The sequence below is a fragment of the Actinokineospora terrae genome (genome assembly GCF_900111175.1).
Classification (GTDB): domain Bacteria; phylum Actinomycetota; class Actinomycetes; order Mycobacteriales; family Pseudonocardiaceae; genus Actinokineospora; species Actinokineospora terrae.
This window is the reverse complement of record NZ_FOGI01000003.1, coordinates 463,887-485,244: the sequence shown is the minus strand read 5'-3', so window position 1 is coordinate 485,244 and position 21,358 is coordinate 463,887. Positions and strand designations below refer to the sequence as shown.

Here is a 21,358-nt window from a genome sequence, read left to right as displayed (position 1 = left end):
TCTCAACGGACCAGGTACCCCGAATGGTTCCTGGCCACGCGTGGCGGGACACCCATTACTGTGCACGTATGGCCACGTATGCATCGGTGAGCGGCAAGCGGCAGACCGCCGTCACCCCCGCGCGGATCGTGGCCGCCGCGCTCGGCCTGACCGCGCGGCACGGCCTCGAGGACTGGACCCTGCGCCAGCTCTCGGCCGAGATCGGCGCCTACCCGGCGGTCGTCTACCACCACGTCGGCGACCGGGAGTCCGTCGTCGCCGCGGTGCTGGAGCGGGTCGTCGCCGAGTTGCCGCTGCCCGACGACGACCTGCCGTGGCGCGCGTGGTTCGAGCGGCTGCTCACCGACGCGCGACCGGTGCTGCGCCGCCACCCCGGCACCGCGCGCCGCCTCGCCGTGCGCGGTGAGCGGGTGCCCGCCCTGCGCGAGCTGATCGACCGCGGTCTCGCCGTCCTGCACCGCGCGGGCTTCGGCGACGAGGCGACCGCGGTCAACACGCTCCTGCTTACCCACGCCTGGCAGAGCATCGCCACCGAGGACGACCGCGACCGCGAGAACGCCCAGTCCACTGTCCCCAGTGGCACTGACGGTCCCCAAGGCACTGACGGGCTTGGGGATCATGGGACCACCGCGGCCGATTCCGTTGCCCGCGTTGACGTCTACCGGTACGGGCTGGCGCGGATCATGGACGGCCTCGCGTCCCAACCGGACGGTCAGCGGACGCCGGTGGGCGGTCAGCGGGCAAGCAGTGCGTTCAACTCGCCCCAGGACAGCGACTCCGCCACCGACTCGTAGGTCCCGGACTCCAGCAGCTCCCTGGTCGCCCGCCGCACCAACGCGTAAGCGGACTGCGCGATCGCGGCGCCCAGGCTGATCCTGGCCACCCCGGTCGGGATCAACTCGGCCACCGTCGGCGCTCCCGGGTACACCATCGCGTTGACCGGCGCCGGGATCTCGCGCACCAGCCTGGCCAGCACGTCCAGGTCGGTCAGGCCCGGCACGAACACGCCGGACGCCCCCGCGTCGAGGTAGGCGCCCGCCCGCCGCACCGCGATGGCGAACCGCTCGGCCTCGTCGGCGCCGGAGCCGCGCAGGTAGGCGTCGGTCCTGGCGTTGATGTACAAGGCGATCCCGGCCGAGTCGGCCGCCGACCTGGCCGCCGCGAGCCGGTCCGCCTGCTCGTCGAGCGGGCGCAGCCCGCCGTCGTGGGTGTCCTCGATGTTCACCCCCACCGCGCCCGCGGCCAGCACGCCGCGCACCGTCTGGGCCACCTCGTCCGCCGTCGCGCCGAAGCCGGACTCGATGTCCGCGGTCACCGGCACGTCCACCGCGGACACCACGCGGGCGATCAGGTCCACCGCCGCCGCTCGCGACAACGCGTCACCGTCCGGGGCGCCCAGCCCCCACGCCACCCCCGCGCTGGTGGTCGCCACCGCGGGGATCCCAGCCGCTGCCGAGACCACCGCGCTGGCCACGTCCCAGGCGTTGGCCAGCAACAACGGGGTTCCGCTGGTGTGCAGCGCGGTGAGCGCGGCCGCTCGGTCCTGTTGGGAAGTCGTCATGCGGGCATACAAGCAGCCCGCACCGACATCGGCTGGCTGGAATCCGACGCCACTGCTTTCTGGACTGTCAAGTCGTTTTACCGCCAATGACGCTGTACGGCCGACCACCATCCTGTTCGGGTGCATGAGGATTTCGACCGCTGCGTGCGCGCGGTGCGGTCCAGGGACGCGCGTTTCGACGGCTGGTTCTACACCGCCGTCAGGACCACCCGCATCTACTGCAGGCCGAGTTGTCCCGGGATGCCGCCCAAGGCGGAGAACATGACCTTCTTCCCGAGCGCGGCCGCCGCGCAGCAGGCCGGGTACCGGGCCTGCAAGCGCTGCCGCCCGGACGCCAGCCCCGGCTCGCCGCAGTGGAACGAGCGCGCGGACCTCGCCGCCCGCGCCATGCGGCTGATCGCCGACGGTGTCGTCGACCGCGCCGGGGTGCCCGGTCTCGCCGCCCGGCTCGGCTACAGCGTCCGCCAGGTCGAGCGCCAGCTGCTCGCCGAGTTCGGCGCCGGACCGCTGGCGCTGGCCAGGGCGCAGCGCGCGCAGACCGCCCGGCTGCTGATCGAGACCACCGCGCTGCCGATGAGCGAGGTCGCCGCCGCCGCCGGGTTCGGCAGCATCCGCACCTTCAACGACACCGTGCGCGAGGTGTTCGCGCTGCCGCCCACCGAGCTGCGGCTGCGCGCGGGCAGACAGGTCGCCAGCCCCGGGGTGATCTCGCTGCGGCTGCCGTTCCGCCAACCGCTGTGCCCGGACAACCTGTTCGGCCACCTCGCCGCCACCGCCATCCCCGGCGTCGAGGAGTGGCGCGACGGGGCCTACCGGCGCACGTTACGACTACCGCACGGCACCGGCATCGCGACCCTGCGGCCCACCACCGACCACATCGCCTGCCAGCTCGCGCTGACCGACCTGCGCGACCTGGCCCGCGCGATCAGCCGCTGCCGCAGGCTGCTCGACCTCGACGCCGACCCGATCGCGGTGGACGACCTGCTCGCCGCCGACCCGGTGCTCGCCCCGCACGTGCGCCGCGATCCCGGCCGCCGGGTGGCCCGCACCGTCGACGGCGGCGAACTCGCCATCCGCGCGGTGCTCGGCCAGCAGGTGTCCATCGCCGCCGCCAAGTCCCACCTGGCCCGGCTGGTGCACGACCACGGCGACCACGTGCACGACCCGGGTGGCGCGCTCACCCACCTGTTCCCCACCGCGGCCACCCTCGCCGAGCTCGACCCGGACCGCTTCGCGCTGCCCCGCGCCCGCCGCGACACCATCGCCGCCCTGGTCGCCGCGCTGGCCGCCAACGCCATCGACCTGGGAGTCGGCGCCGACCGGGAACGCGCCCGCGCCCGACTGGCCGCACTGCCCGGCTTCGGCCCGTGGACCGTGGAGACCATCGCCATGCGCGCCCTCGGCGACCCCGACGCCTTCCTCCCCGGCGACCTCACCGTCCGCGCCGCCTCCCGCGCCCTCGGCCTGCCGCACACCCCGTCCGCCCTCACCGCCCACGCCTCGGCCTGGCGCCCCTGGCGCGCCTACGCCGTCCAGTACCTCTGGGCGATCGCCGACCCCCGCGGCTGATCGTCCACAGAGGACATTCAGACTGTCCACGGCCGACAGGTCGATCTCGCAACGCCACCACGCTGGTTCCGCCGCCCACCGCACCGTGGGGGTCCGGGGGGTCGCCCCCCGGGTAGACACAACGAAAGACCCCTGTTCGCGCTCTTCGCGAACAGGGGTCTCCTAGGTCGTTAGTTACCCAGCAGCGAGATGTCGTGCTTGCCCTGGTGGTAGTCGCGGACCGCGTCGACGAGTTCCTCGACCGACAAGGTGCCGCTGTGGTTGGTGTCGAGCTGCTTGAAGGACTGCTCGGCCTGGCGCTCGTCGACGCCAGCGGCGCGCATCCAGCGCTTGAACTCCGCGGAGCTGACCTCGCCGTCGCCGTCGGTGTCGGCGATGTCCACGATGGCCTCGATGGAGGGGCGCAGGTTGCGGTCGAAGCCCGCGTCCCCGGCCTGGACGATCTCGCGCTCGGTGATCTGGATGAACTGCTCCAGGGTGACCTGGCCCTGCGGGCCGCTACCCGCCTTGTCGGCGAGGGACTCCCACATGGTCGTGTACGCCGAGAGCAGCGCGCGGCCCTTGGGGGAGTTCTCCTGCTCGCCGAAGCCCTGCAGGATCCGCCTGGCCTCGCTCTCGTAGTCGGACCGGTCGATGGCCCCGTCCCCGTTGTTGTCCCAGAGTTCGAACCGGCGCTTGAGCCTGCTGTCCTGGACGCTAGCGGTCACGACCTCGCTCCTTCATGTGCTTGGCTGTGTGAACGCGGGAGCCGAAGCCACAAATGTTTCGCAATCTGGCCCCGCAAAAGCGACACTAGCAACGCTGGGCGCCACCGGGACTGGCTCGCGTGTACCCAAATCGGGGGTATCTGCCATCATCCCAATGGGACACACGTAGTCAGGCGTTGGCCAGTTCGCGGTCCACGGCCTCGACAACGCCGTCCCACAGCCCGATCCTGGCGCGCAGCACGCCCACGACGGTGGTGACGCACTCGGCCCACTTGTCCTCGTCCGGTCCACAGAGGTCGGCCACCATCTGCATCGCCATCGGCGTGTGCTGCTCGGTATCGATCTCCAGGTGGCGACGGACGTAGTGGCGCAGCAGCGGCAGCGACCCCGCCTCGTGCGGCACCAGCGCGGGCAGCAGGTCGTCGCGGCCGAAGGCGAACGCCGCCGCCTTGCAGTGCACCGGTGCCTTGCTCACCACAGCGCCCGTCGCGCTCACGAAGTCGGCGACGGGACCGGGCACGGCCGCGGCGGCGAGCGCGTCGGGCACCGCGGACCCGGCGCGCAGCAGGTCGAGGAAAGCGTCGATGGCGCGGGTGTCGGCGCCCGCCTCGGTCATCGCGTGCCGGTAGAGCTCGAAGTGGCTGACGAACCCCTCGCCGAACTCGTCGCTCTCCTCGACCAGCACGATGTCGTTGACCAGCCTGCGGCTGATCGGCGCGCCGGTCGGCACCCACGGCACCCGCACGCAGGTCAGCTCGTTCTGCAGCCGCTTGAGCACCGACATCTGGTCCCACACCGCGAACACGTGGTGGCTCATGAACACCGCGACCTCGGCCGGGGTGGTGATCCGCTGGTAGACCGGGTGACCGGCGGCCTCGGCGACGACCGGGGCGACGCCCGCCACGACGCTGTCGATACCGGGGTGTGATCGCGCCCAGTCGTAGCGGGTCATCTCCACCTTGCCTCTCGCCGGTCATGCGGTGACCTAGCGGACGGTAGGGATACCGGCGGTCACGCGCCACTTATCGAAGAGGTGAAAACCCGTACCCGACTCAGCGACTGCGAGTGGGTCTGGAAATGACCAGCATGGGCAGCACGCACCCGATCACCAGGAAGGACCCGTCATGCGGTTCGCCCGCAAGATCTCGGCCGCGTTCGCCGCGGCGGCACTGGCCACCCTCGCCACGGCCACCTCGGCCGGTGCCGAGCTGCCCCCGCCGCCGCAGCCGGACCAGGTCGTGGTCTTCCAGATGGAGTTCACCCCGGTCACCGTCTACAAGGAACCCAGCGGCTGCTTCAGCCTGCCGTTCGCCTCGCACGTGCTGATCAACCAGACCGACCGGGTGGTGACCATCTACTTCGACCCGAAGTGCACCTTCCCGATCTTCCCGGTGCAGACCCTCAAGCCGGGCAACGGCACCCACGTCAGCCCGGTCGGCAGCTTCAGCGTCTGAGCCCCGGCCCCCACCGCCAGGAAGGACTATCGATCCCGTGTCAGCGGACCTCGTGGTGGTCGGACTCGGTTACGTCGGACTGCCGCTGGCCAGGCGTGCGGTGGCGGCGGGTCTCACGGTGGTCGGGGTGGACACCGACGCCGCCGTGGTCGCCGGGCTCACCGGGGGTCGCTCGCACGTGCAGGACATCGGCGCCGAGGCCGTCACCGCGATGCGCGCCGGTGGGTTCACCGCCAGCACCGCGTTCGACGCGGTGTCCACAGCGGACACGGTGGTGATCTGCGTGCCCACCGGGCTGGTCGACGGCGAGCCGGACCTGCGCGCGGTGCTGGCCGCCGGTCGCGCGGTGGCGGCGCGGCTGCGGCCGGGCAGCCTGGTGGTGCTGGAGTCCACCAGCTACCCGGGGACCACCGAGGAGGTCCTGCTGCCGGTGCTGGAGTCGACCGGGCTGGTGGCCGGGGTGGACTTCAACCTCGGCTACTCCCCGGAGCGCATCGACCCCGGCAACGGCGAGTACGTCCTGGAGAACACGCCCAAGGTGGTGGCCGGGCTGACCCCGGTGTGCGCCAAGCGGTGCGCGGCGTTCTACGAGCTGCTGGTCGACTCGGTGGTGGTGGCCGCCGGGCTGCGCGAGGCGGAGACGGCCAAGCTGCTGGAGAACAGCTACCGGCTGGTGAACATCGCGCTGGTCAACGAGCTGGCGGTGTTCTGCGACCGGCTCGGCGTCGACGTGTGGGACGTGCTGCGCTGCTCGGCGACCAAGCCCTTCGGCTTCCAGCCGTTCTCGCCGGGCCCCGGCGTCGGCGGCCACTGCATCCCGGTCGACCCGCGCTACCTGGCCAACCGCGCCCGCGCCGAGGGCCTGCCGTGCTCGATGGTCACCACCGCGCAGGAGGTCAACGCGGGCATGCCCGGCTACGTCGTGCGCCGCGCCAGGGACATCCTGGTCCGCGACGGCGGCCGCGTCTTCGGCGCCCGCGTGGTCCTGCTCGGCGTCACCTACAAGGCCGACGTCGCCGACCTGCGCCAATCCCCGGCCACCGGCGTCGTCCGCCAACTCCGCGCCCTCGGCGCCCACGTCTCCTACCACGACCCCCACGCCCCCCGCTTCACCGTCGACGACGACCCCGTCCCCTCCTCCCCCGCGGTGGACCCGGACGCCGACCTCGTCATCCTCCTGCAAGCCCACCGCTGCTACGACCTCCCCCACATCGCCAACACCGCCAAGTCCATCCTCGACACCCGAGGCCACCTCGACGGCGACAACGTCGAACGCTTGTAGCCCTTCCACGTCGGCAGCGGGCAGGCGGGGGACTGTGGCTACCCCTGCGGGCCTAGCTCTTGCGGAGTGTGGCCAGCAGGGTGCGGCCGAGGACCGCTGGGGTGAGCAGGTCGGTGGGGCGGATGCGCATGTTGACGACCTCGACGAAGCGTTGGGCTACCAGGGGGTCGGTCATGGCGGCGTGGTCGATGGCGGTGGAGATGGCGCGTTGCAGGGGGTAGGTGAGCGGGCGGGTGGCGGTGACGTGGGGGAGGCGGAGGTCTTCGGTGGTGCTGGTCTGCCACGCGGTGTCGACGATGACCTTGAGGCGGCGGAAGTAGCCGGTGACCGGGTCGCCGGTGGGCAGCCAGGCGGCGAGGGCGGAGGCGTGCAGGGCGGCGGAGGGGACGCCCTGGCCGTAGATCGGGTTGAAGGACGCCACCGCGTCGCCGATCGGGACGAGGCCGGTGGGGAAGGCGGGCATCGCGTGGAAGTCGCGGCGGAGGCTGTGCGGGAAGCGGTGGGTGATCACCGGGCCCGCCGGGGTGCCGGTCTTGGCCAGGGTGGCGAACGCGTCGGCGGGTTCGAGCAGGCAGCGGGCGGTGAACTCGTCGGGGTCGCGGGTGGGGCGGTCGTCGCCGTAGCCGGAGATGGTGCACATCCAGCGGTCCGGCCCGATCGGCGCCACGCAGCTCACCCCCGGCCGCGACGACGCGGGCGACCGCAGGGAGTGCACCGCCAGCAGGTCGTCCAGGCGCTCCCCGGGGGACCGGTGGAACAGCACCGTCGCGTACCCCAGGTCCAGGCCGACCCGTTGCCGCGGCGGGGCGGGGAAGCCCAGCTCGGCCAACCACGCGCCCAACCGGCTTCCCCGCCCGGTCGCGTCCACCACCAGGTCCGCACCGTCCACAACGGACCCTGAGGCGAGTCGAACCCCGCGCACCTCGGCGCCGCCCACCAGTCCCACCACCCGGTCGGCCACCAGCCGCACCGAGGGCAGCACGGCCTCGCGGATGTGCCACTCCAGCAGCGGCCGGTAGAACGGCACCAGCACGTCACCGGGCACCACCGGCCGCGGCCGCCCGTCGACGAACATCCGCCCGTCCTGCCCCGGCGTGCACACCACCACGCCATCGGCGACCAGGTCGGCCAGCAGGTCCGGGAACCAGTGCCCGAGCAGCTCCTGCGCCAGCCCCAGCAGCACGTGGAACTGCTCCCCGTGCGCGGTCCCCGGCCGGTTGGTCGGACCGGCGGGCAGCGGGTCCGGCTCCACGACCACGACCTCGTCCGCCCAGTCCCGCAGCACCCTGGCCGCGAGCAGACCGGCGACGCTGCCGCCCGCGACGACCGCCCGCCTCACGGCGCGCTCTGCACGAACTGCACGGCCGACTCCGGCGACAGCGCGATCTGCTCGCCGGTCACCGGCGACTCCCGGCTGATCAGGATGTTGTAGTGGTTGGGGAAGTGGCAGGCGTCGAAGCCGAGCACGGTGCCGACGACCTGGCCGCCGATGCGCACCTCGTCGCCGCGGTCGATCACCCCGCCGTGCCGGATCTCGGCGAAGCCGAGGAACCCGACCCGGTCGATGCTGCCGTCGCCGACCGCGTGGTCGGTGGTCACCAGCTCGTGCACCTCGCCCTGGCGCACGCACCGGCTGGCGAACTCCTCCAGCCGCATGCCCCGGTCGTCGCGCCGGTGCACCAGGACCTTCACCAGCACCCCGGACACCGTGCGCTTGCTGCCGTCCTCGATCATGTCGTCTCCCCGATCATCGCGGGCCGCGACCACTGCTCGGCCCGGTAGGCGGCGTCGACCGTGGCGAGGGCGGCCAGCCCGTCGCGGTCGACCCCGCCGGTGTGGATGGCCTGGGTGAAGGCGCGCAGCACCCCGGCGTACTCGTGCCACAGCGACTGCTTGAACCCGGCGAACCCGGCCAGCATGTCGGCCACCCTGGTCGTGCCGTCGGCCAGCCGGACCTCGACGTCCTTGGTCTCGCCGGGGTGGTCCCAGTCCAGCTCGACGGTGGCCCGCGCGCCGGACTCGGCCACCAGGTCGACCACCGCGCGCCGGTCGACGCCGAGCGAGTCCCGCGTGATGTCCACACCGGACACCTGCGCGGTGCCGACCAGCTGGCGCACCAGGTCGAAGGCGTTGGGCCCGTTGTCGGCGACGCAGCCACCGCCGCAGCGGGCCGGGTCGAGGTACCAGCCGTCCTCGCCGACGTGGTCCTCGATGCGTTCCAGGTACCGCACCCGCACCGACTCCACCGGCACCCCGGCGGGCAGCGACTCCAGCAGCGCGCCGACCCTGGCGTTGTACCTGCGGTGGAACGAGGTGAACAGCACCGCGCCCCGGGTCGCCGCCAACTCGGCCAGGGCGAGCCCGTCGCGCAGCCTGGTCGCCAGCGGCTTCTCCACGCACACCGGCAGTCCGGCGTCGAGCAGGTCGCGGCACACCGGGGCGTGCTGGTCGTTGGGCACCGTCACCACGACCCCGTCCAGGCCACCGGCGGCGATCATGTCCCGGTGGTCGCGCCAGCACGGGACCTCGTCGCGGTAGGGCGCCAGGGCCTCCGGCCGCACGTCGCACACCGCCGCCAGCCGCACCGGCCCGCCCTCGCCCAGGGCGGCCAGGTAGTACCGGGAGATGACGCCGAGGCCGATCACGCCGATGCGCATCAGCACACCTCCGGCAGCGGCACACCCAGCCGCTCGGCCAGGTCGGCCAGCTCGGTGAACAGGGCGCCGTCGAGCGGTACCCCGTCGCGGCGGGCGAGTTCGGCGTGCCTGGCCTCGGGCACCCCCGGGTACGACACCTCCGCGCCGCCCTGGACCGGTGGGCACGCCAGCAGAGCGCCGAACAGCGCGCCCGCTTCCCGTTGGTAGGTACCGGGTTGGCGCAGTGCGGCCGGGGCGATGGCCAGCACCAGGTACCCGATGTCGTCGTCGGGTGTCCGGTCCACCGACAGCGCCGCCTGCGACGGGCCCAGGCCCGCGCCGGGGACCAGCGCGGCCAGCACCTCGACCATCAGCCCGAGCCCGAAACCCTTGTACTGCCCCGAACCCGGCCCGCCGAGCCAGGTCAGGTGCGCGTCGCCGGTGTCGAACAGGCCGGGGTCGGTCACCGGTTCACCGGCGTCGTCGGCCAGCCACCCGGCCGGGATGTCCGTGCCCGCCCGCGCCGCCGCCCTGACCTTGCCGGTCGGGACCGTGGTGGTGCTCATGTCCAGCAGGAACGGCGGGTTCGTCCCGGCAGGCGCGGCCACGCTGAGCGGGTTGGTGCCCAGCATCGGCACCCGCCCGCCCGGCGGCCGCGCGATCCGCTGGTGCCCGCAGTTGGCCGCGACCACGCCGATCATGTCGTGCGCCACCGCCCGCAGCGCGTGCGGTCCGGCGCAACCGAAGTGCGTGCCGCCGCGCACCGACACCAGGCCGATGCCGTACTCGGCGGCCCGCCGCGCGGCCAGGTCCATCGCCTCACCGGCCAGCCACAGCCCGAGCGCGCCCTGGCCGTCGAGCAGCACGGTGGCGCCCCGGTCGGCCAGCACCCTCGGCTCGGCGTCGGCGCGCGCGCGGCCGGAAGCCAGCAGCGGCAGGTAGATCCGGGTCAGGTTGACCAGCCCGTGCGAGGTGGTGCCGGTGATGTCGCCGTGGCACAACGCGGTCGCGGCGGCCATCGAGCGGTGCGGGGGGATGCCGTGCGCGGTGAACACCTCGGCGGTGAACCGCAGCAGGTCGTCGTGGGTGACGCGCACGGTCACGGGGGAGGAGTCGGTGGGGGGAGGAGCGAGGTCGGTCATCGCCATGCCGTTTCGGTAGAGGGAACCGTGCTCATCGGGGGAGTCGACCAGCGGGGGTGCGGGATGTGGCGGGGCGTGCTCGCGAAGGTACGCAGCACGCGCGAGACCTGGTCGGCGAACCCGGCCAGGTCGGCGACGGCGACGAACTCGCCCTCGGCGTGGGCGTTGTTGGCGGCGAGGTCACCGGGGCCCAGCACCGCCGTCGCGGCACCGCTCACCCCCGCCATCCAGATGGCGTCGCAGGTGAACGCGGGTTCGTGCGCGGGCCACGCGGGCACCTCGGCCTCGGCCATCAGCGCGTCGAGCCACGGGTTGGCGACCGACAGCGCGGGCAGGCCGCGCTTGATCCAGTCCACTGTGGTCACCCGGTGCGCGTCGGCTGCGGTGCGGGCCAGTTCGGGGACCTCGGCGAACACCTGCCCGAACCGGGCGACGCCATCGGCGACGGCCTGCTCGAGCGCGGTGGTGAGCGCGTCGCCGTTGTCGGCGTAGGCGAGGTTGACCAGCAGGTCGCCGCCGCCGTAGACGCGGTTGTGCCTGGTCCCGGTGTGCAGGCCCGCGATGCACGCCTTCGTGCCCGCGAGCCGGGCGGCCAGGTGCTGGGCGAGGAAGCCCAGCAGCACGGTGGCGTTGTGGCCGTCGCCGGGCCGGTCGTCGATCGACCCGGTGCCCGCGACCCGGACCCGCGCGGTCGCCGACGCGGTGGCCCTGGTCAGGTACCGCAGCCCGGTCGGCTCGCAGAACACGTTCAGCGCCCCGTAGTACCCGGCGTTGACCAGCGGCCGGGTCCCGAAGGTCCCCATCGCGCCGCCCTCCTCGCCCGCCACCGCCTGGATGAGCACCGACACCTCGGTGCCCACCCTCGGGTCCCGCCGCACCGCGTCCCGCACCCCGGCCAGCAGCGCCACCGCCGGACCCTTGGCGTCGACCGCGCCCCTGCCGTGGATCACACACCCGTCGTAGCCGCCGCGCTCGTGCCCGGCGACGGTGTCCAGGTGCACGTTGAACATCACCGTCGGCGCGTCCGCCGGGCCCAGCCGCAGCACCAGGTTCGGTTGGTTGGCCAGGAAAGTCGGGTCCTGCGCGGCCGCGCGCACCGCGGCGGGCACCCCCGGCAGGTCCATCGCGGACCGGTCGGCGGGCGCGTGGTGCACGACGGAGAACCCGCTCGCCGCGTCCGCGTAGAGGTACTGCGCCTCCCACAGCAGCGCGGGCTCGACGCCCTCCATCGGACCGGCGGTGGGCAGGTTGATCAACCGGAGCAGCAGGGCCGCGTCGGTGTCGGTGAACTCGGCCACGTCACCGGCCCGCTGGGGCGAGCAAGGCCTCGAGCGCGCGGCCCGCCTCGATGAAGCCGTCCGCGGTTCCCGTGCCGCCCTCGGACTCGTGCGGGCGCAGCGTCAGGTGCGGTTCGATGGACAGCGCGCCCTGGTAGCCGTTCTCGGTCAGCAGCGCGAGACACCCCGCGACATCGGCCTCGCCGTGCCCCGGCAGTGTCCACTCAGGACCTTCCGGGCCGACGAAGCCGTCCTTGACGTGCACGTGCGCGATGTGCGGCACCAGCGGTCGCAGGTAGTCCGCCGCCCGGTAGCCGTAGGCGATGCCGTTGCCGGTGTCGAACAGCAGCCGCAACGCCGGGCTGTCGGCCTCTTCGAGCATCCGCGCCGCGCGCGCCGCGTCCGCACCGGCCCAGCCCGCGCAGTTCTCGTGCAGCAGCACCAGGTCCGCCTGCTCGGCGCGCGCCGCCAGCTCCCGCATCCGGCGCAGCGCCCGGTGCTCCCACTCGTCGTCGTGCAGGCCGTCGTTCGGGTACGACATCACCCGCACGTACCGGGTGCCCAGCCGCCCGCACCGCTCGGCCAGCACCCGCAGCTCCTCCAGGTCGCGGCCGAAGTCACCGGTGATCGAGGTCGACCAGTCGCCGATGCGCGAGTCGACGCACACCGTGCGCAGCCCCAGCTCCGCCAGCGTCGCGGCCACCGCGTCGAACGCGGCCTCGTCCAGCGCGGCGAAGGGCACCCCGTCCACCGACCGCAGCTCGATCGCCGACCAGCCCAGCGCGGCGATCGCGGCGACCTGCTCGGCCAGCCCCGGCCCGGCCTCGTCGCCGATCCCGGCCAGCACCGTCACCTCGGGACCTCCACCGGCGCGCGCAGCCCGGCCACCCGCTTCGCCTCGGCCAGCAGCGACACGACGGTGGCGCCGGTCGCTGGCTCGTCGGTGATCGGCTCGGTGCCCTCGAAGTGCCGGTAGGCGCGGGCGATGAACGCGCCGAGCGAGTCGTCGCGGAACACCGACTCGACCTTGCCGCCCTTGGTGCGCACCGACAGCTGCGCGTACTCGTCCGCCGCGCTGATCGGGTAGTGCCCCACCAGCGTGCCGCCCTCCAGCTCGACGGTCACCCGCCGCTCCCGCACCGGCGCGGTCAGGTCGGCGCGGATGTCGGTGAGCACGCCGTCGGCGTGCCGCAGCCGCAGCCACGCCCCGCCGAGCGACGGGAACACCGCGTCGCCGAGCAGCATGTCGGTGCACCCGGCCGCCACGACCTCGCCGCGCCCGGCGAGCAGCAGGGCCACCGCCAGCGAGTGCGGGACCTCCACGTCGAAGGCCGACGGGTGGTCGTCGCCTGCCAGGGTCCTGGCGAAGCGGGGCTTGGACTGGGTGAACTCCACCGACCGCAACCGGCCCAGCCGCCCGCCCGCCAGCACGCCGAGCAGCCGCGTGGTCAGCTCGCTGCACCGCCACTGCGCCACCGGCAGCAGGTCGAGCCTGCCGTGCTCGCGCAGCCGCAGCACCTCGCGCAGCTCGACCTCGTCACCCGCCAGCGGCTTCTCCACCAGGAACCGGCGGAACCCCAGGTCCGCCAGCTCGGTCAGCGGCCGCAGCCGCGCGCTCGGACCGGTGCACAGGTGCACCACCGTCCGATCGGGATCCACCAGGGTCGCGGCGTGCGCGGGCGAGTGCGCCACCGCGACGTCGCCGAGGTCGGCGTCACCCAGCCTGCGCCTCGGGTCGTACACGGTGATCGGCGGCCGCCCGAACGGCCTGCCGCCGCCGTGCCCGAGCCTGCGCAGCACCGGCAGGTGCAGGCCTGCGCCTGCCCGACCGAGCCCGACCACGAGCGTGCCCAGCATGGGTGGCGTGCCTCCTCCTGGCGACCTCGGGACGCGCCAAACCCTGGTCGCCGCGGCCGCGGGTGTCAACGTGGACCCGGCACCGCCACACGTCCGTGTGATCTTTTGTTTGCGTTGCCGCGCAACGGATGCCCACCACCTAGTTTGGACCGCGCGCCGGGTGCGGCGTGGCACCGCGGTACCGGTCGCGGTACTGGTCTTCGAGGACGGGCAAGGACAGGCATGGAGCACGCCGCGGTAGTCGCGGACCGGGGGACCGCGGCCGCGCCCGCGGTGCCCTTCTTCACCCAGGCGGCGTCGTTCGCCGCGCTGTGGCCCTCGGTCAAGGCCAACCTGGACGCGGTGGTCGACCGCGGCAAGTACTCGCACGGCCCGCTGGTCGGCCGGTTCGAGCGCGCCCTGGCCGAGTACCTCGGCGCCCGGCACGTGGTCGGGGTCAACTCCGGCACCGACGCGCTGGTGCTGCTGCTGCGCGCGGCGGGCCTGCAGCCGGGCGACGAGGTGGTCGTGCCCGCGTTCAGCTTCGTCGCCTCGGCGTCCTCGGTGGTGCTGGCCGGTGGGCGGCCCGCGTTCGCCGACATCGACCCGGTCGGCTACGGCGTCGACGTGTCCACAGTGGCGGTCACCGCCGCCACCAGGATGGTCATGCCGGTGCACCTGTTCTGCCAGCTCGCCGACCTCGGCGCGGTCACCGCGTTCGCCCAGCGGCACGCGCTCACCGTCGTCGAGGACAGCGCCGAGGCGATCGGCATGCGCTGGGACGGGCTGCACGCAGGCCTGCACGGCGCGGGCGGGGTGCTCTCCTTCTTCCCCACCAAGACCCTCGGCGCGCTCGGCGACGCGGGCGCGGTGATCACCGACGACGACCGGATCGCCGAGACCGCCGCCGCGCTGCGCCACCACGGCCGGTTCGGGCACACGCTGGACAACTTCCCCGGCATCTCGAACGAGACGGTCCTGCCCGGCTGCAACTCCAAGATGGACGACGTGCAGGCCGCGGTGCTGCTGGCCAAGCTCGCCACCCTCGACGCCGACATCGCCCGCCGCGCCACCCTCGCCGCGCACTACACCCAGGCGCTGCGCGGCTGCCCCGGCATCCGCCGCCTGCCCACGGTGCAACACCGGGACGCGGACACGAACCCGGTGTTCTACGTCTACCTGGTCGAGGTCGACCACCGCGACGCCCTCGCCGCGTACCTGTCGGCGCACTCGGTGGGCACCGAGACCTACTACCCGGTCCCGCTGCACCTGCAACCCTGCTTCGCCCACCTCGGGTACCGGCGCGGCCAGTTCCCGCACGCCGAGGCCGCCTGCGCCAACGCCGTCGCCCTCCCGCTCTACCCCGACCTCACCGAGGCCCAGGTCGACCGGGTCTGCTCGCTCATCCGCGCCTTCTACGGCGGGGGCGGCGCGTGACCCTCCCGTTCTTCCCCCCGGACCTGTTCGACCGCGAGCGCGACGCCCTGCTGGAGACGGTGTTCCGCATCGGCACCGCGCCGGAGCAGAGGTTCATCCTCGGCGAGCGCACCGCCGCGTTCGAGGAGGCGCTGCGGCGCGACCTCGGTGCCGCCGACGTGGTCGCCTGCGGCAGCGGCACGACGGCGCTGACGCTGGTGCTGCGCGCGATGGGCATCGGCGCGGGCGACGAGGTGGTGGTTCCCGCGTTCGGCTGCGCCCCGCTCGCGTCGTCGGTGATCTCCGTCGGCGCGACGCCGGTGTTCGCCGACGTGCACCCGTGGACGATGGTCATCGAGCCCTACGAGGTCGAGGCCGCGATCTCCAGCCGGACCGCGGCGATCATGCCCGCGCACATGTTCTCGGTGATGGCCGACATGCCCACGATGCGCGAGCTGGCCACCCGGCACGGTGTCCGGCTGGTGGAGGACTCCGCGGTCGCCCAGGGCGGCGTGCTCGGCGGGGTGCCCGCTGGCCGCTGGGGCGACGCCGGGGTGTTCTCGTTCGTCCAGGTCAAGACGTTCGGCTCGATCGGCGAGGGCGGCGCGGTGGTCACCGACGACCCCGAGCTGGGCCGGATGGCGCGGATGCTGCGCAACCACGGCCAGGACGGGCGGACCCGGTTCGTGCACCACGTGGTCGGCCACAACAGCCGCTTCGACGAGGTGATGGCCGACTTCCAGCTCCAGCGGCTGCCCGGCCTCGCCGCCAGGCTGCGCCGCCGCGCCGAGATCGCCGACTACTACACCGCCCGGTTCGCCCCGCTGGTCGAGCGCGGCGTCCAGCCCCCGCCGCCCGGCCGCGCCGGCCGCTGCTTCTACGTCTACTCCCTGCTCGCCGACCGCCGCGACGACCTCAAGCGGCACCTGGCCGCCAGGGGCGTCGACAGCCACGTCTACTACCCCGCGCCGCTGCCTGCCCAGCCCGCCTTCGCCCCGTACGCCCGGCAGGGGCAGTACTGGCCGCACGCGGAACTGGCCAGCGCCCGCACCCTCGCCCTGCCCATCTACCCGCACCTGACCGACGCCCAGGTCGAGCACATCGCCGACGCGGTCTGCGACTTCCCGGGGAGCCCCCGATGACCATGCCGCTGTCCCAGGGCCCGCTGGCCGCGCCCGATACCCGCGGCAGGCTCGGCGCCTACGCCAGGCTCGCCAAGCTCGACGTCTGGGACTACTACCTCGCGTTCCCGCTGGCCTGGGCGCTGGCCGGGTTCAGCCCCTCGGCACTGGCCGTGCTGCTGGTGTTCGGGCTGGGCACGGTGTGCGTGGTGGCCGGGTCGGTGGCCTTCGACGACGTCACCGGCTACCGCGACGGCAGCGACGCGGCCAACTACGGCCCGGACGCGCCCGCGCGCAAGCTGGCCCGCAAGCCGCTGCTGACCGGGGAGCTCAGCGAGGCCGAGGCCATCCGCTTCGGTTGGGCGGCCGCGGGTGCCGGAGCGGCACTCTGGCTGCTCGCGGTCCTGATCGCGCCGTTCGCTCCACTGTGGACCGTGCTGCTCGCCGCGCTGTGCCTGGCGTCCTCGGTGCAGTACTCCTGGGGGCTCAAGATCAGCTACCGCGGCTGGCAGGAGGTGTTCCTCGCCGGGTTCGGCACCGGGCTGGTGCTGGTCGGGGTCGGCCTGTCGACCGGCGGCCTCACCGGGTTCGGCGCCGTGCAGGCCGTCCTGTTCGGACTCGGGCCGCTGCTGTTCGGGGTGTACTCCAACACCCGCGACGCCGAGGGGGACGCCGCCGTCGGCCGCCCGACGGTCGCCGCGATCGTCAGCGCCCAGGCCAACCGCGCGTTCATCGCCGGGCTCACCGTCGCCGAGGTCGCCCTCGTGGTCACCGCAGCCGGGCTCGGCCCCGCGCCGTGGTGGTTCGCGCTGGCGATGCTGCCCGCCATGGGGGTCCGGGTCGCGCAGCTGCGCCGCGGCGTCGGACTCGGCGACCTGCTCGCCGCCAGGCTGCTCGGCCTGCGCGCCCACCGCGCCACCACCGCGACGCTGGTCGCGGTCAACCTGATCCTCGTCGTTGGAGCCGGTTCGTGAGCCCAGATCTGGATGTCGCCGTCGTCGGAGCCGGGATCGCGGGGCTGGCCGCCGCCTACCGGCTGCGCGCCCAAGGCAGGTCCGTGCACGTCTTCGAGTCCGGCGAGCACATCGGCGGCCGGATGCGCACCGAGCGCCGCGACGGCTACCTCGCCGACACCGGCGCCGAGATGATCGGCAGCACCGGCTACCCGGCCACCTGGCGGCTGATCGAGGACCTGCGGCTCACCGACGCCGAGGTCCCGCTGATCGGCGCCGACCTCGCGGTCTGGCGCGACGGCAAGGCCCGCGGCCACGTCGGCGACCCGATCGGCCTGCTCACCGGCGCGGGTCTCGGCGTCCCGGCCCGGCTGACCCTGCTGGGCCTGCTCGGCGGCGCCGCGGCCAGGCGCCGCGCCTACGACGTCGACACCCCGGAGGCCACCCCGCTCGGCGACCGCACCATCGCCGAGATCTCCCGCGGCGACCTGCACGACTACCTGTTCCAGCCGCTGGCGGGCGGCTACTTCGGCTGGGACACCACCCAGGCGTGCGCGGGCCCGTTCCTGAGCCACACCCTCGCGGTGGGCGCCACCAAGACCTTCCGCACCTTCCGCGACGGCATGGACACCCTGGCGCTGCGGCTGGCCGACCAGGTGGAGGTCAGCACCGGCGTGCCGGTCCGCGAGGTCGTCACCACCGACACCGGCGCCCGGCTGGTCGCCGACCGCACCCCGCTGACGGCCCGCACCATCGTCATGGCCGTGCCCGCCCCGCTCGCGGTCACCCTGCACGGCGGCGCGCCCGAGTACGTGCGGCGGTGCGAGTACCGGCCGATGGTGAAGGTCGTCTGCCTGCTGTCGCGGCCACTCGACGGACTGGGCCGCTCGTTCGCCCTCGCCGTCCCGGAGGTGGAGAACCAGGTCCTGGCGGGCCTGGTCGTCGACGACCGCAAGCACCTGGGCCGGGTGCCCGTCGACCGGGGCATGGTCAGCCTGGTCGCCACGCCCGCCGCGGTGCCCGCGCTGCTGGAGCAGACCGACGACGAGATCAGCCGCACCCTGATCGCCCACGCCGAGAAGTACCTGCCCGGCATCGCGCACGCCCTGCGCGGCACCATCGTCACCCGCTTCGAGCACGGGCTGCCGATGCCCACCCCCGCCGCGCTCAACGCCCGCGCGGGGTTCGCGGGCAGGCCGCCTGCCGCGGTCGAGTACGTGGGCGACTGGTACGCGATGCGGCCCAGCAGCGAGGCCGCGGTGCGCTCGGCGGAACTGGTGGCCGAGCGGCTGTCCGTTGTGGACTCCCCGGCGGTGGCCCGTGGCTGAGCCCGCGACGATCAGCTACGTGTTCGCGACCTCCTTCGCGCGGGAGGAGGAGAGGCTCTCGCTCGGCGAGCACCTCTGGGACCCGGGCACCACCAGCCGCCTCGCCGCGCTGGGGGTCGGCAGGGGCAGCCGGTGCCTGGAGATCGGCGCCGGGCGCGGGTCGATCGCGGCGTGGCTGGCCGAGTGCGGCGCCGCGGTCACGGCCCTCGACATCGACACCTCCCGGCTGGGCTGGTTGCGCGGCTGCGGCGTCTCGGTGCACCGCGGCGACATCAGCCGCGACCCGGTGCCCGGCGGCAACTACGACCTGGTGCACGCGCGGCTCGTGGTGCAGCACCTCGCGGACCGGGCGGCCGCGGTGCGCCGGATGGTCGCCGCGCTGCGCCCCGGCGGGCACCTCGTGCTGGAGGACACCGACACGGCGACCACGCTGGCCACCGCAGGCGGGGTGCTGCGGCCCAGGGTCCGCGACGCGGCGTACGCGGTGATGGCCGAGTCCGGCTACCACCCGCGCTGCGGGCTGCTCGACGTCGACCTCGCGCACGGCGCCGGGCTGCGGGACGTGCGCGCCGAGGGCCGGGCCGAGGTGATCACCGGTGGTACCCCGCAGGGCCGCTGGTTCGCACTGTGGCTGGAGCACCTGAAGCCCGCCATGGTCGGGCGCGGGCTGGTGACCGCGGCCGAGGTGGACGCCGCGCTCGCCGACATCGACGACCCGGGGACCCGCTGGCTGTCCCAGGTGATGATCACCGTCATCGGCCGGAAGGGCGCCGATGAGCAAGCCGCGTGATCTGGGCACCCTGTTCGACGACCTGGTCGCCCGCCGGGTCGGCACCAGGGTCGTGCTGTCCCGCCCGCTCGACATCGCCCCCGACTTCGGCACCAGCTACGACATGCCCGCCGTCGCCGCGCTGGTCCGCAACGTCGCGGGGTGGCTGCACGCGGCGGGGGTGAAGCCGGGCGACCGGGTGGCCGTGGTCAAGCCGAACCACTGGGATTACGTGCTCATCGCGTGCGCCGCCGTGCGCGTCGGTGCCGTCCCGGCGCTGCTGTCGGACCAACTGGCCCCGCACGCGCTGGAGGTCCTGCTCGAACGGCTCGAACCCGCGCTGCTCATCACCACCCGCACCGTCCTGGACACCGCCCGCGCGCACGGCATCACGCTCATCGCCCGCGCCGCGCGCACCGTGACCCTCGAAGGCCGCTACCCGGACACCATCAACCTCGAACGCCTGTGGGGCAGCGAACCGCCACCACCGTCCACTCGCGACGATGACGACCCGCTGCTGGTCGTGCACACCTCCGGGACCACCGGGGTGCCGAAGCTGGTCGTGCACACCAACCGCACCCTGGTGCACGGCCTGGCGGGCGCGGAGTCCACCCGGCTGCCGATCGTCTCCGCCCGCAGACGCGACACGGTGTGCTCGGCGATCTCGTACAGCCACGGCCGCGCGGTGCCCTGGACGGCGAGCGTGCTGTGGCTGGCGCCGCGCGAGGTCGTCATCATCGACGCCCCGGACGCGGCGGAACCCGTGCTGCGCGACCACCCGCCGACCACGCTGGAGGCGCTGCCGTCCACCTTCGTCCGGTGGCGGCCGCTGCTGGAGAAACCGGACCACCCGCTGCGCGGGGTCCGGCTGTTCATCAGCACGTTCGACGCGGTGCACCCGCCGACCGTGCGCGCCTTCCTCGCGGCCACTCGACGGCGGCCGCTGTGGGTGCAGGTGTGGGGGCAGACGGAGACCGGCCCGCTGACCTTCCGGTTCCTCACCCGCCGCTCGCTGGCCGCCCGTGACGCGCGACACCCGACGACGCGCAACCTCGGCAGGCCCGCCCCCGGCCGCACCCGGCTGCGCGTGGTCGACCCGCGCACGTTCGAGCCGGTCCCGCGCGGCACCCCGGGCCTGGTCCTGGCCAAGACCCCGACCCGGTGCGTCGACTACGTCGGCGAGCACGACCGCTGGCTGGCCAAGACCGACGGCGAGTGGTGGAACACCGGCGACATCGGCCTGCGCACCCGCTGGGGCTCGTACCTGATGCTGGACCGGGAGGTCGACGTCCTGCCGGGGCAGAGCTGCGTGGAACTCGAGGACGTGCTGGAGGAGCGGGTCACCAACGTCGTCGAGTGCGTGGTGTTGGCCACTCCCGGCCGCCTGCCGCAGCCGGTCGTGGTGACTCGCGACGGACACCTCGACCCCGCACAGTGGCGGCACGCGCTGCGCGACCTGCCCGCGCTGGCCGATCCAGTGCTGCTGACCTGGGAACAGATCCCGCGCACCGGCACCGGCAAGGTCCGCAGGATGGAACTGCGCGCCGTGCTGCGCGCGGGCCAGGACACCTTCGGGACCGGTCGCTGGACCTGAGCCGGTGGCATGCTGGGCCCATGCGCGTCGTGCGATCCCGGCGGGACCAGCCGGAACACCTGTTGGCAGACCTGGCCGACCGCCCGATCAACTACGACCGCGGCACCGTGGGCCCCGGCTGGCTCACCGACGACCACCCCCGCGTCCTCGGCTACGAGCAACCGGGACCACCGGGCGAGCTGTGGTCCCGCGCCCGAGCCCTCGTCGAGCGCTACGACTTCGCCCCACCGGAACTCATCCGGGCCCACTACCGCGCCGACGCGCCGCTGCTGGGCAGGCACATGGTCCTCGAGGGCCACTTCCTCTTCGCCCACTTCCTCATGGGCGTCCGCGTCACCGAGGTCGTCGACGAGTCCACCCCCACCCACACCCACTGGGGCTGGTCCTACGAAACCCTCACCGGCCACCTGGAACGCGGCAAGGTCGACTTCCACCTCCACAAAGACCACACCACCGGCGCCATCACCTTCCACGCCACCTCGTACTCCAACCCCAGCCGCACCGCCCACCCCCTGATCCGCCTCGGCTGGCGCCTCTTCGGCCGCAGAACCCAACTGCGCTTCTACCGCCGAATCGGCGAGCAGATGGTCACCCTCACCGCCCCCGCCACCGTGGTGACCACCCCCACAGTCCGCACAGCCCCCCACCGCACAGGCCTGACAATCATCGACGCGGGCTAGCCAATCCACCACCGACTGCCCGCCAACCCAACC

Annotated in this window: 21 protein-coding genes; 11 read left to right on the top strand and 10 right to left on the bottom strand. The window is 73.6% G+C overall.

Annotated elements, in window-relative coordinates:
• The first annotated feature begins 68 nt into the window (after positions 1 to 68).
• Positions 69 to 794 (top strand): TetR/AcrR family transcriptional regulator, encoded by a 726-nt coding sequence (locus tag BMY07_RS07815; protein ID WP_177215484.1) that lies wholly within the window; start codon positions 69 to 71, stop codon positions 792 to 794.
• Here the strand turns inward: BMY07_RS07815 and BMY07_RS07810 are convergent.
• On the bottom strand, positions 734 to 1,561 hold the full coding sequence (locus tag BMY07_RS07810) for an isocitrate lyase/PEP mutase family protein (protein WP_092775746.1): 828 nt from the start codon (positions 1,559 to 1,561) through the stop codon (positions 734 to 736). The genes BMY07_RS07815 and BMY07_RS07810 overlap by 61 nt on opposite strands.
• Before the next feature lie 120 nt (positions 1,562 to 1,681).
• Between BMY07_RS07810 and BMY07_RS07805 the strand changes: the two genes are divergently transcribed.
• Positions 1,682 to 3,130: an AlkA N-terminal domain-containing protein gene (locus tag BMY07_RS07805; protein WP_092775745.1), complete on the top strand. Its 1,449-nt coding sequence runs from the start codon at positions 1,682 to 1,684 to the stop codon at positions 3,128 to 3,130.
• Between the two features lie 170 nt (positions 3,131 to 3,300).
• Here BMY07_RS07805 and BMY07_RS07800 read toward each other — a convergent pair whose 3' ends face one another.
• Together BMY07_RS07800 and BMY07_RS07795 are read right to left on the bottom strand one after the other, a co-directional pair.
• Positions 3,301 to 3,837 carry an EF-hand domain-containing protein gene (locus BMY07_RS07800; protein ID WP_092775744.1) on the bottom strand — a complete coding sequence of 179 codons (537 nt, stop codon included), beginning with the start codon at positions 3,835 to 3,837 and terminating at the stop codon, positions 3,301 to 3,303.
• Between the two features lie 169 nt (positions 3,838 to 4,006).
• A complete protein-coding gene (locus tag BMY07_RS07795) occupies positions 4,007 to 4,789 on the bottom strand; it encodes a DUF3050 domain-containing protein (RefSeq protein WP_092775743.1) in 783 nt (260 codons plus the stop codon).
• Positions 4,790 to 4,961: 172 nt separating this feature from the next.
• Here BMY07_RS07795 and BMY07_RS07790 point away from each other — a divergent pair, with 172 nt between their 5' ends.
• Entirely contained in the window at positions 4,962 to 5,291 is a 330-nt protein-coding gene (locus BMY07_RS07790) for a hypothetical protein (protein WP_092775742.1), read from the top strand.
• A 37-nt stretch (positions 5,292 to 5,328) separates the two neighbouring features.
• The gene (locus BMY07_RS07785; RefSeq protein WP_092775741.1) at positions 5,329 to 6,573 is read left to right on the top strand and encodes a nucleotide sugar dehydrogenase; all 1,245 of its coding nucleotides are present in this window, start codon (positions 5,329 to 5,331) and stop codon (positions 6,571 to 6,573) included.
• Between the two features lie 52 nt (positions 6,574 to 6,625).
• On the opposite strand, the gene BMY07_RS07780 is transcribed toward BMY07_RS07785, so the two are convergent.
• Genes BMY07_RS07780 through BMY07_RS07750 form a run of 7 tightly spaced genes read right to left on the bottom strand, consistent with a single transcriptional unit; the run spans position 6,626 to position 13,485 of the window.
• A complete protein-coding gene (locus BMY07_RS07780; RefSeq protein WP_092775740.1) occupies positions 6,626 to 7,912 on the bottom strand; it encodes an FAD-dependent oxidoreductase in 1,287 nt (428 codons plus the stop codon).
• Positions 7,909 to 8,307: a DUF6917 domain-containing protein gene (locus tag BMY07_RS07775; protein ID WP_092775739.1), complete on the bottom strand. Its 399-nt coding sequence runs from the start codon at positions 8,305 to 8,307 to the stop codon at positions 7,909 to 7,911. The genes BMY07_RS07780 and BMY07_RS07775 overlap by 4 nt, the downstream gene beginning before the upstream one ends.
• Positions 8,304 to 9,230, bottom strand: coding sequence for a Gfo/Idh/MocA family protein (locus tag BMY07_RS07770; protein WP_092775738.1), 927 nt, complete (start codon positions 9,228 to 9,230; stop codon positions 8,304 to 8,306). Before BMY07_RS07770 ends, BMY07_RS07775 begins: the two co-directional genes overlap by 4 nt.
• Entirely contained in the window at positions 9,230 to 10,357 is a 1,128-nt protein-coding gene (locus tag BMY07_RS07765; protein ID WP_342741525.1) for an Ldh family oxidoreductase, read from the bottom strand. The genes BMY07_RS07770 and BMY07_RS07765 overlap by 1 nt, the downstream gene beginning before the upstream one ends.
• Positions 10,348 to 11,649: a M20/M25/M40 family metallo-hydrolase gene (locus BMY07_RS07760; protein ID WP_245782263.1), complete on the bottom strand. Its 1,302-nt coding sequence runs from the start codon at positions 11,647 to 11,649 to the stop codon at positions 10,348 to 10,350. Before BMY07_RS07760 ends, BMY07_RS07765 begins: the two co-directional genes overlap by 10 nt.
• A gap of 1 nt (position 11,650) precedes the next feature.
• Complete coding sequence (locus BMY07_RS07755) at positions 11,651 to 12,481, bottom strand: sugar phosphate isomerase/epimerase family protein (RefSeq protein WP_092775737.1); 831 nt, start codon at positions 12,479 to 12,481, stop codon at positions 11,651 to 11,653.
• Positions 12,478 to 13,485 carry a Gfo/Idh/MocA family oxidoreductase gene (locus BMY07_RS07750; RefSeq protein WP_092775736.1) on the bottom strand — a complete coding sequence of 336 codons (1,008 nt, stop codon included), beginning with the start codon at positions 13,483 to 13,485 and terminating at the stop codon, positions 12,478 to 12,480. The genes BMY07_RS07755 and BMY07_RS07750 overlap by 4 nt, the downstream gene beginning before the upstream one ends.
• Positions 13,486 to 13,707: 222 nt before the next feature.
• On the opposite strand from BMY07_RS07750, the gene BMY07_RS07745 reads away from it, so the two are divergent.
• From BMY07_RS07745 to BMY07_RS07715, 7 genes are read left to right on the top strand one after another with little or no spacing between them, the layout of a single operon-like run.
• Positions 13,708 to 14,901, top strand: coding sequence for a DegT/DnrJ/EryC1/StrS family aminotransferase (locus tag BMY07_RS07745; protein ID WP_092775735.1), 1,194 nt, complete (start codon positions 13,708 to 13,710; stop codon positions 14,899 to 14,901).
• Positions 14,898 to 16,022: a DegT/DnrJ/EryC1/StrS family aminotransferase gene (locus BMY07_RS07740; protein ID WP_092775734.1), complete on the top strand. Its 1,125-nt coding sequence runs from the start codon at positions 14,898 to 14,900 to the stop codon at positions 16,020 to 16,022. The genes BMY07_RS07745 and BMY07_RS07740 overlap by 4 nt, the downstream gene beginning before the upstream one ends.
• Positions 16,019 to 16,975: a UbiA family prenyltransferase gene (locus BMY07_RS07735; protein WP_092775733.1), complete on the top strand. Its 957-nt coding sequence runs from the start codon at positions 16,019 to 16,021 to the stop codon at positions 16,973 to 16,975. Before BMY07_RS07740 ends, BMY07_RS07735 begins: the two co-directional genes overlap by 4 nt.
• Positions 16,972 to 18,282, top strand: coding sequence for a protoporphyrinogen/coproporphyrinogen oxidase (locus BMY07_RS07730; protein WP_092775732.1), 1,311 nt, complete (start codon positions 16,972 to 16,974; stop codon positions 18,280 to 18,282). Before BMY07_RS07735 ends, BMY07_RS07730 begins: the two co-directional genes overlap by 4 nt.
• Positions 18,275 to 19,072, top strand: coding sequence for a class I SAM-dependent methyltransferase (locus BMY07_RS07725; protein WP_245782262.1), 798 nt, complete (start codon positions 18,275 to 18,277; stop codon positions 19,070 to 19,072). Before BMY07_RS07730 ends, BMY07_RS07725 begins: the two co-directional genes overlap by 8 nt.
• The gene (locus BMY07_RS07720) at positions 19,056 to 20,645 is read left to right on the top strand and encodes a class I adenylate-forming enzyme family protein (protein WP_092775730.1); all 1,590 of its coding nucleotides are present in this window, start codon (positions 19,056 to 19,058) and stop codon (positions 20,643 to 20,645) included. Before BMY07_RS07725 ends, BMY07_RS07720 begins: the two co-directional genes overlap by 17 nt.
• A 20-nt stretch (positions 20,646 to 20,665) precedes the next feature.
• Positions 20,666 to 21,325, top strand: a complete 660-nt coding sequence (locus BMY07_RS07715; RefSeq protein WP_092775729.1) for a DUF1990 family protein — start codon at positions 20,666 to 20,668, stop codon at positions 21,323 to 21,325.
• Positions 21,326 to 21,358 lie beyond the last annotated feature (33 nt).

Coding starts and splice junctions, on each gene's coding strand:
- BMY07_RS07815 (WP_177215484.1), top strand. CDS start 69: ATGGCCACGTATGCATCGGTGAGCGGCAAGCGGCAGACCGCCGTCACC.
- BMY07_RS07810 (WP_092775746.1), bottom strand. CDS start 1,561: ATGACGACTTCCCAACAGGACCGAGCGGCCGCGCTCACCGCGCTGCAC.
- BMY07_RS07795 (WP_092775743.1), bottom strand. CDS start 4,789: ATGACCCGCTACGACTGGGCGCGATCACACCCCGGTATCGACAGCGTC.
- BMY07_RS07790 (WP_092775742.1), top strand. CDS start 4,962: ATGCGGTTCGCCCGCAAGATCTCGGCCGCGTTCGCCGCGGCGGCACTG.
- BMY07_RS07775 (WP_092775739.1), bottom strand. CDS start 8,307: ATGATCGAGGACGGCAGCAAGCGCACGGTGTCCGGGGTGCTGGTGAAG.
- BMY07_RS07770 (WP_092775738.1), bottom strand. CDS start 9,230: ATGCGCATCGGCGTGATCGGCCTCGGCGTCATCTCCCGGTACTACCTG.
- BMY07_RS07765 (WP_342741525.1), bottom strand. CDS start 10,357: ATGGCGATGACCGACCTCGCTCCTCCCCCCACCGACTCCTCCCCCGTG.
- BMY07_RS07750 (WP_092775736.1), bottom strand. CDS start 13,485: ATGCTGGGCACGCTCGTGGTCGGGCTCGGTCGGGCAGGCGCAGGCCTG.
- BMY07_RS07745 (WP_092775735.1), top strand. CDS start 13,708: ATGGAGCACGCCGCGGTAGTCGCGGACCGGGGGACCGCGGCCGCGCCC.
- BMY07_RS07735 (WP_092775733.1), top strand. CDS start 16,019: ATGACCATGCCGCTGTCCCAGGGCCCGCTGGCCGCGCCCGATACCCGC.
- BMY07_RS07720 (WP_092775730.1), top strand. CDS start 19,056: ATGAGCAAGCCGCGTGATCTGGGCACCCTGTTCGACGACCTGGTCGCC.
- BMY07_RS07715 (WP_092775729.1), top strand. CDS start 20,666: ATGCGCGTCGTGCGATCCCGGCGGGACCAGCCGGAACACCTGTTGGCA.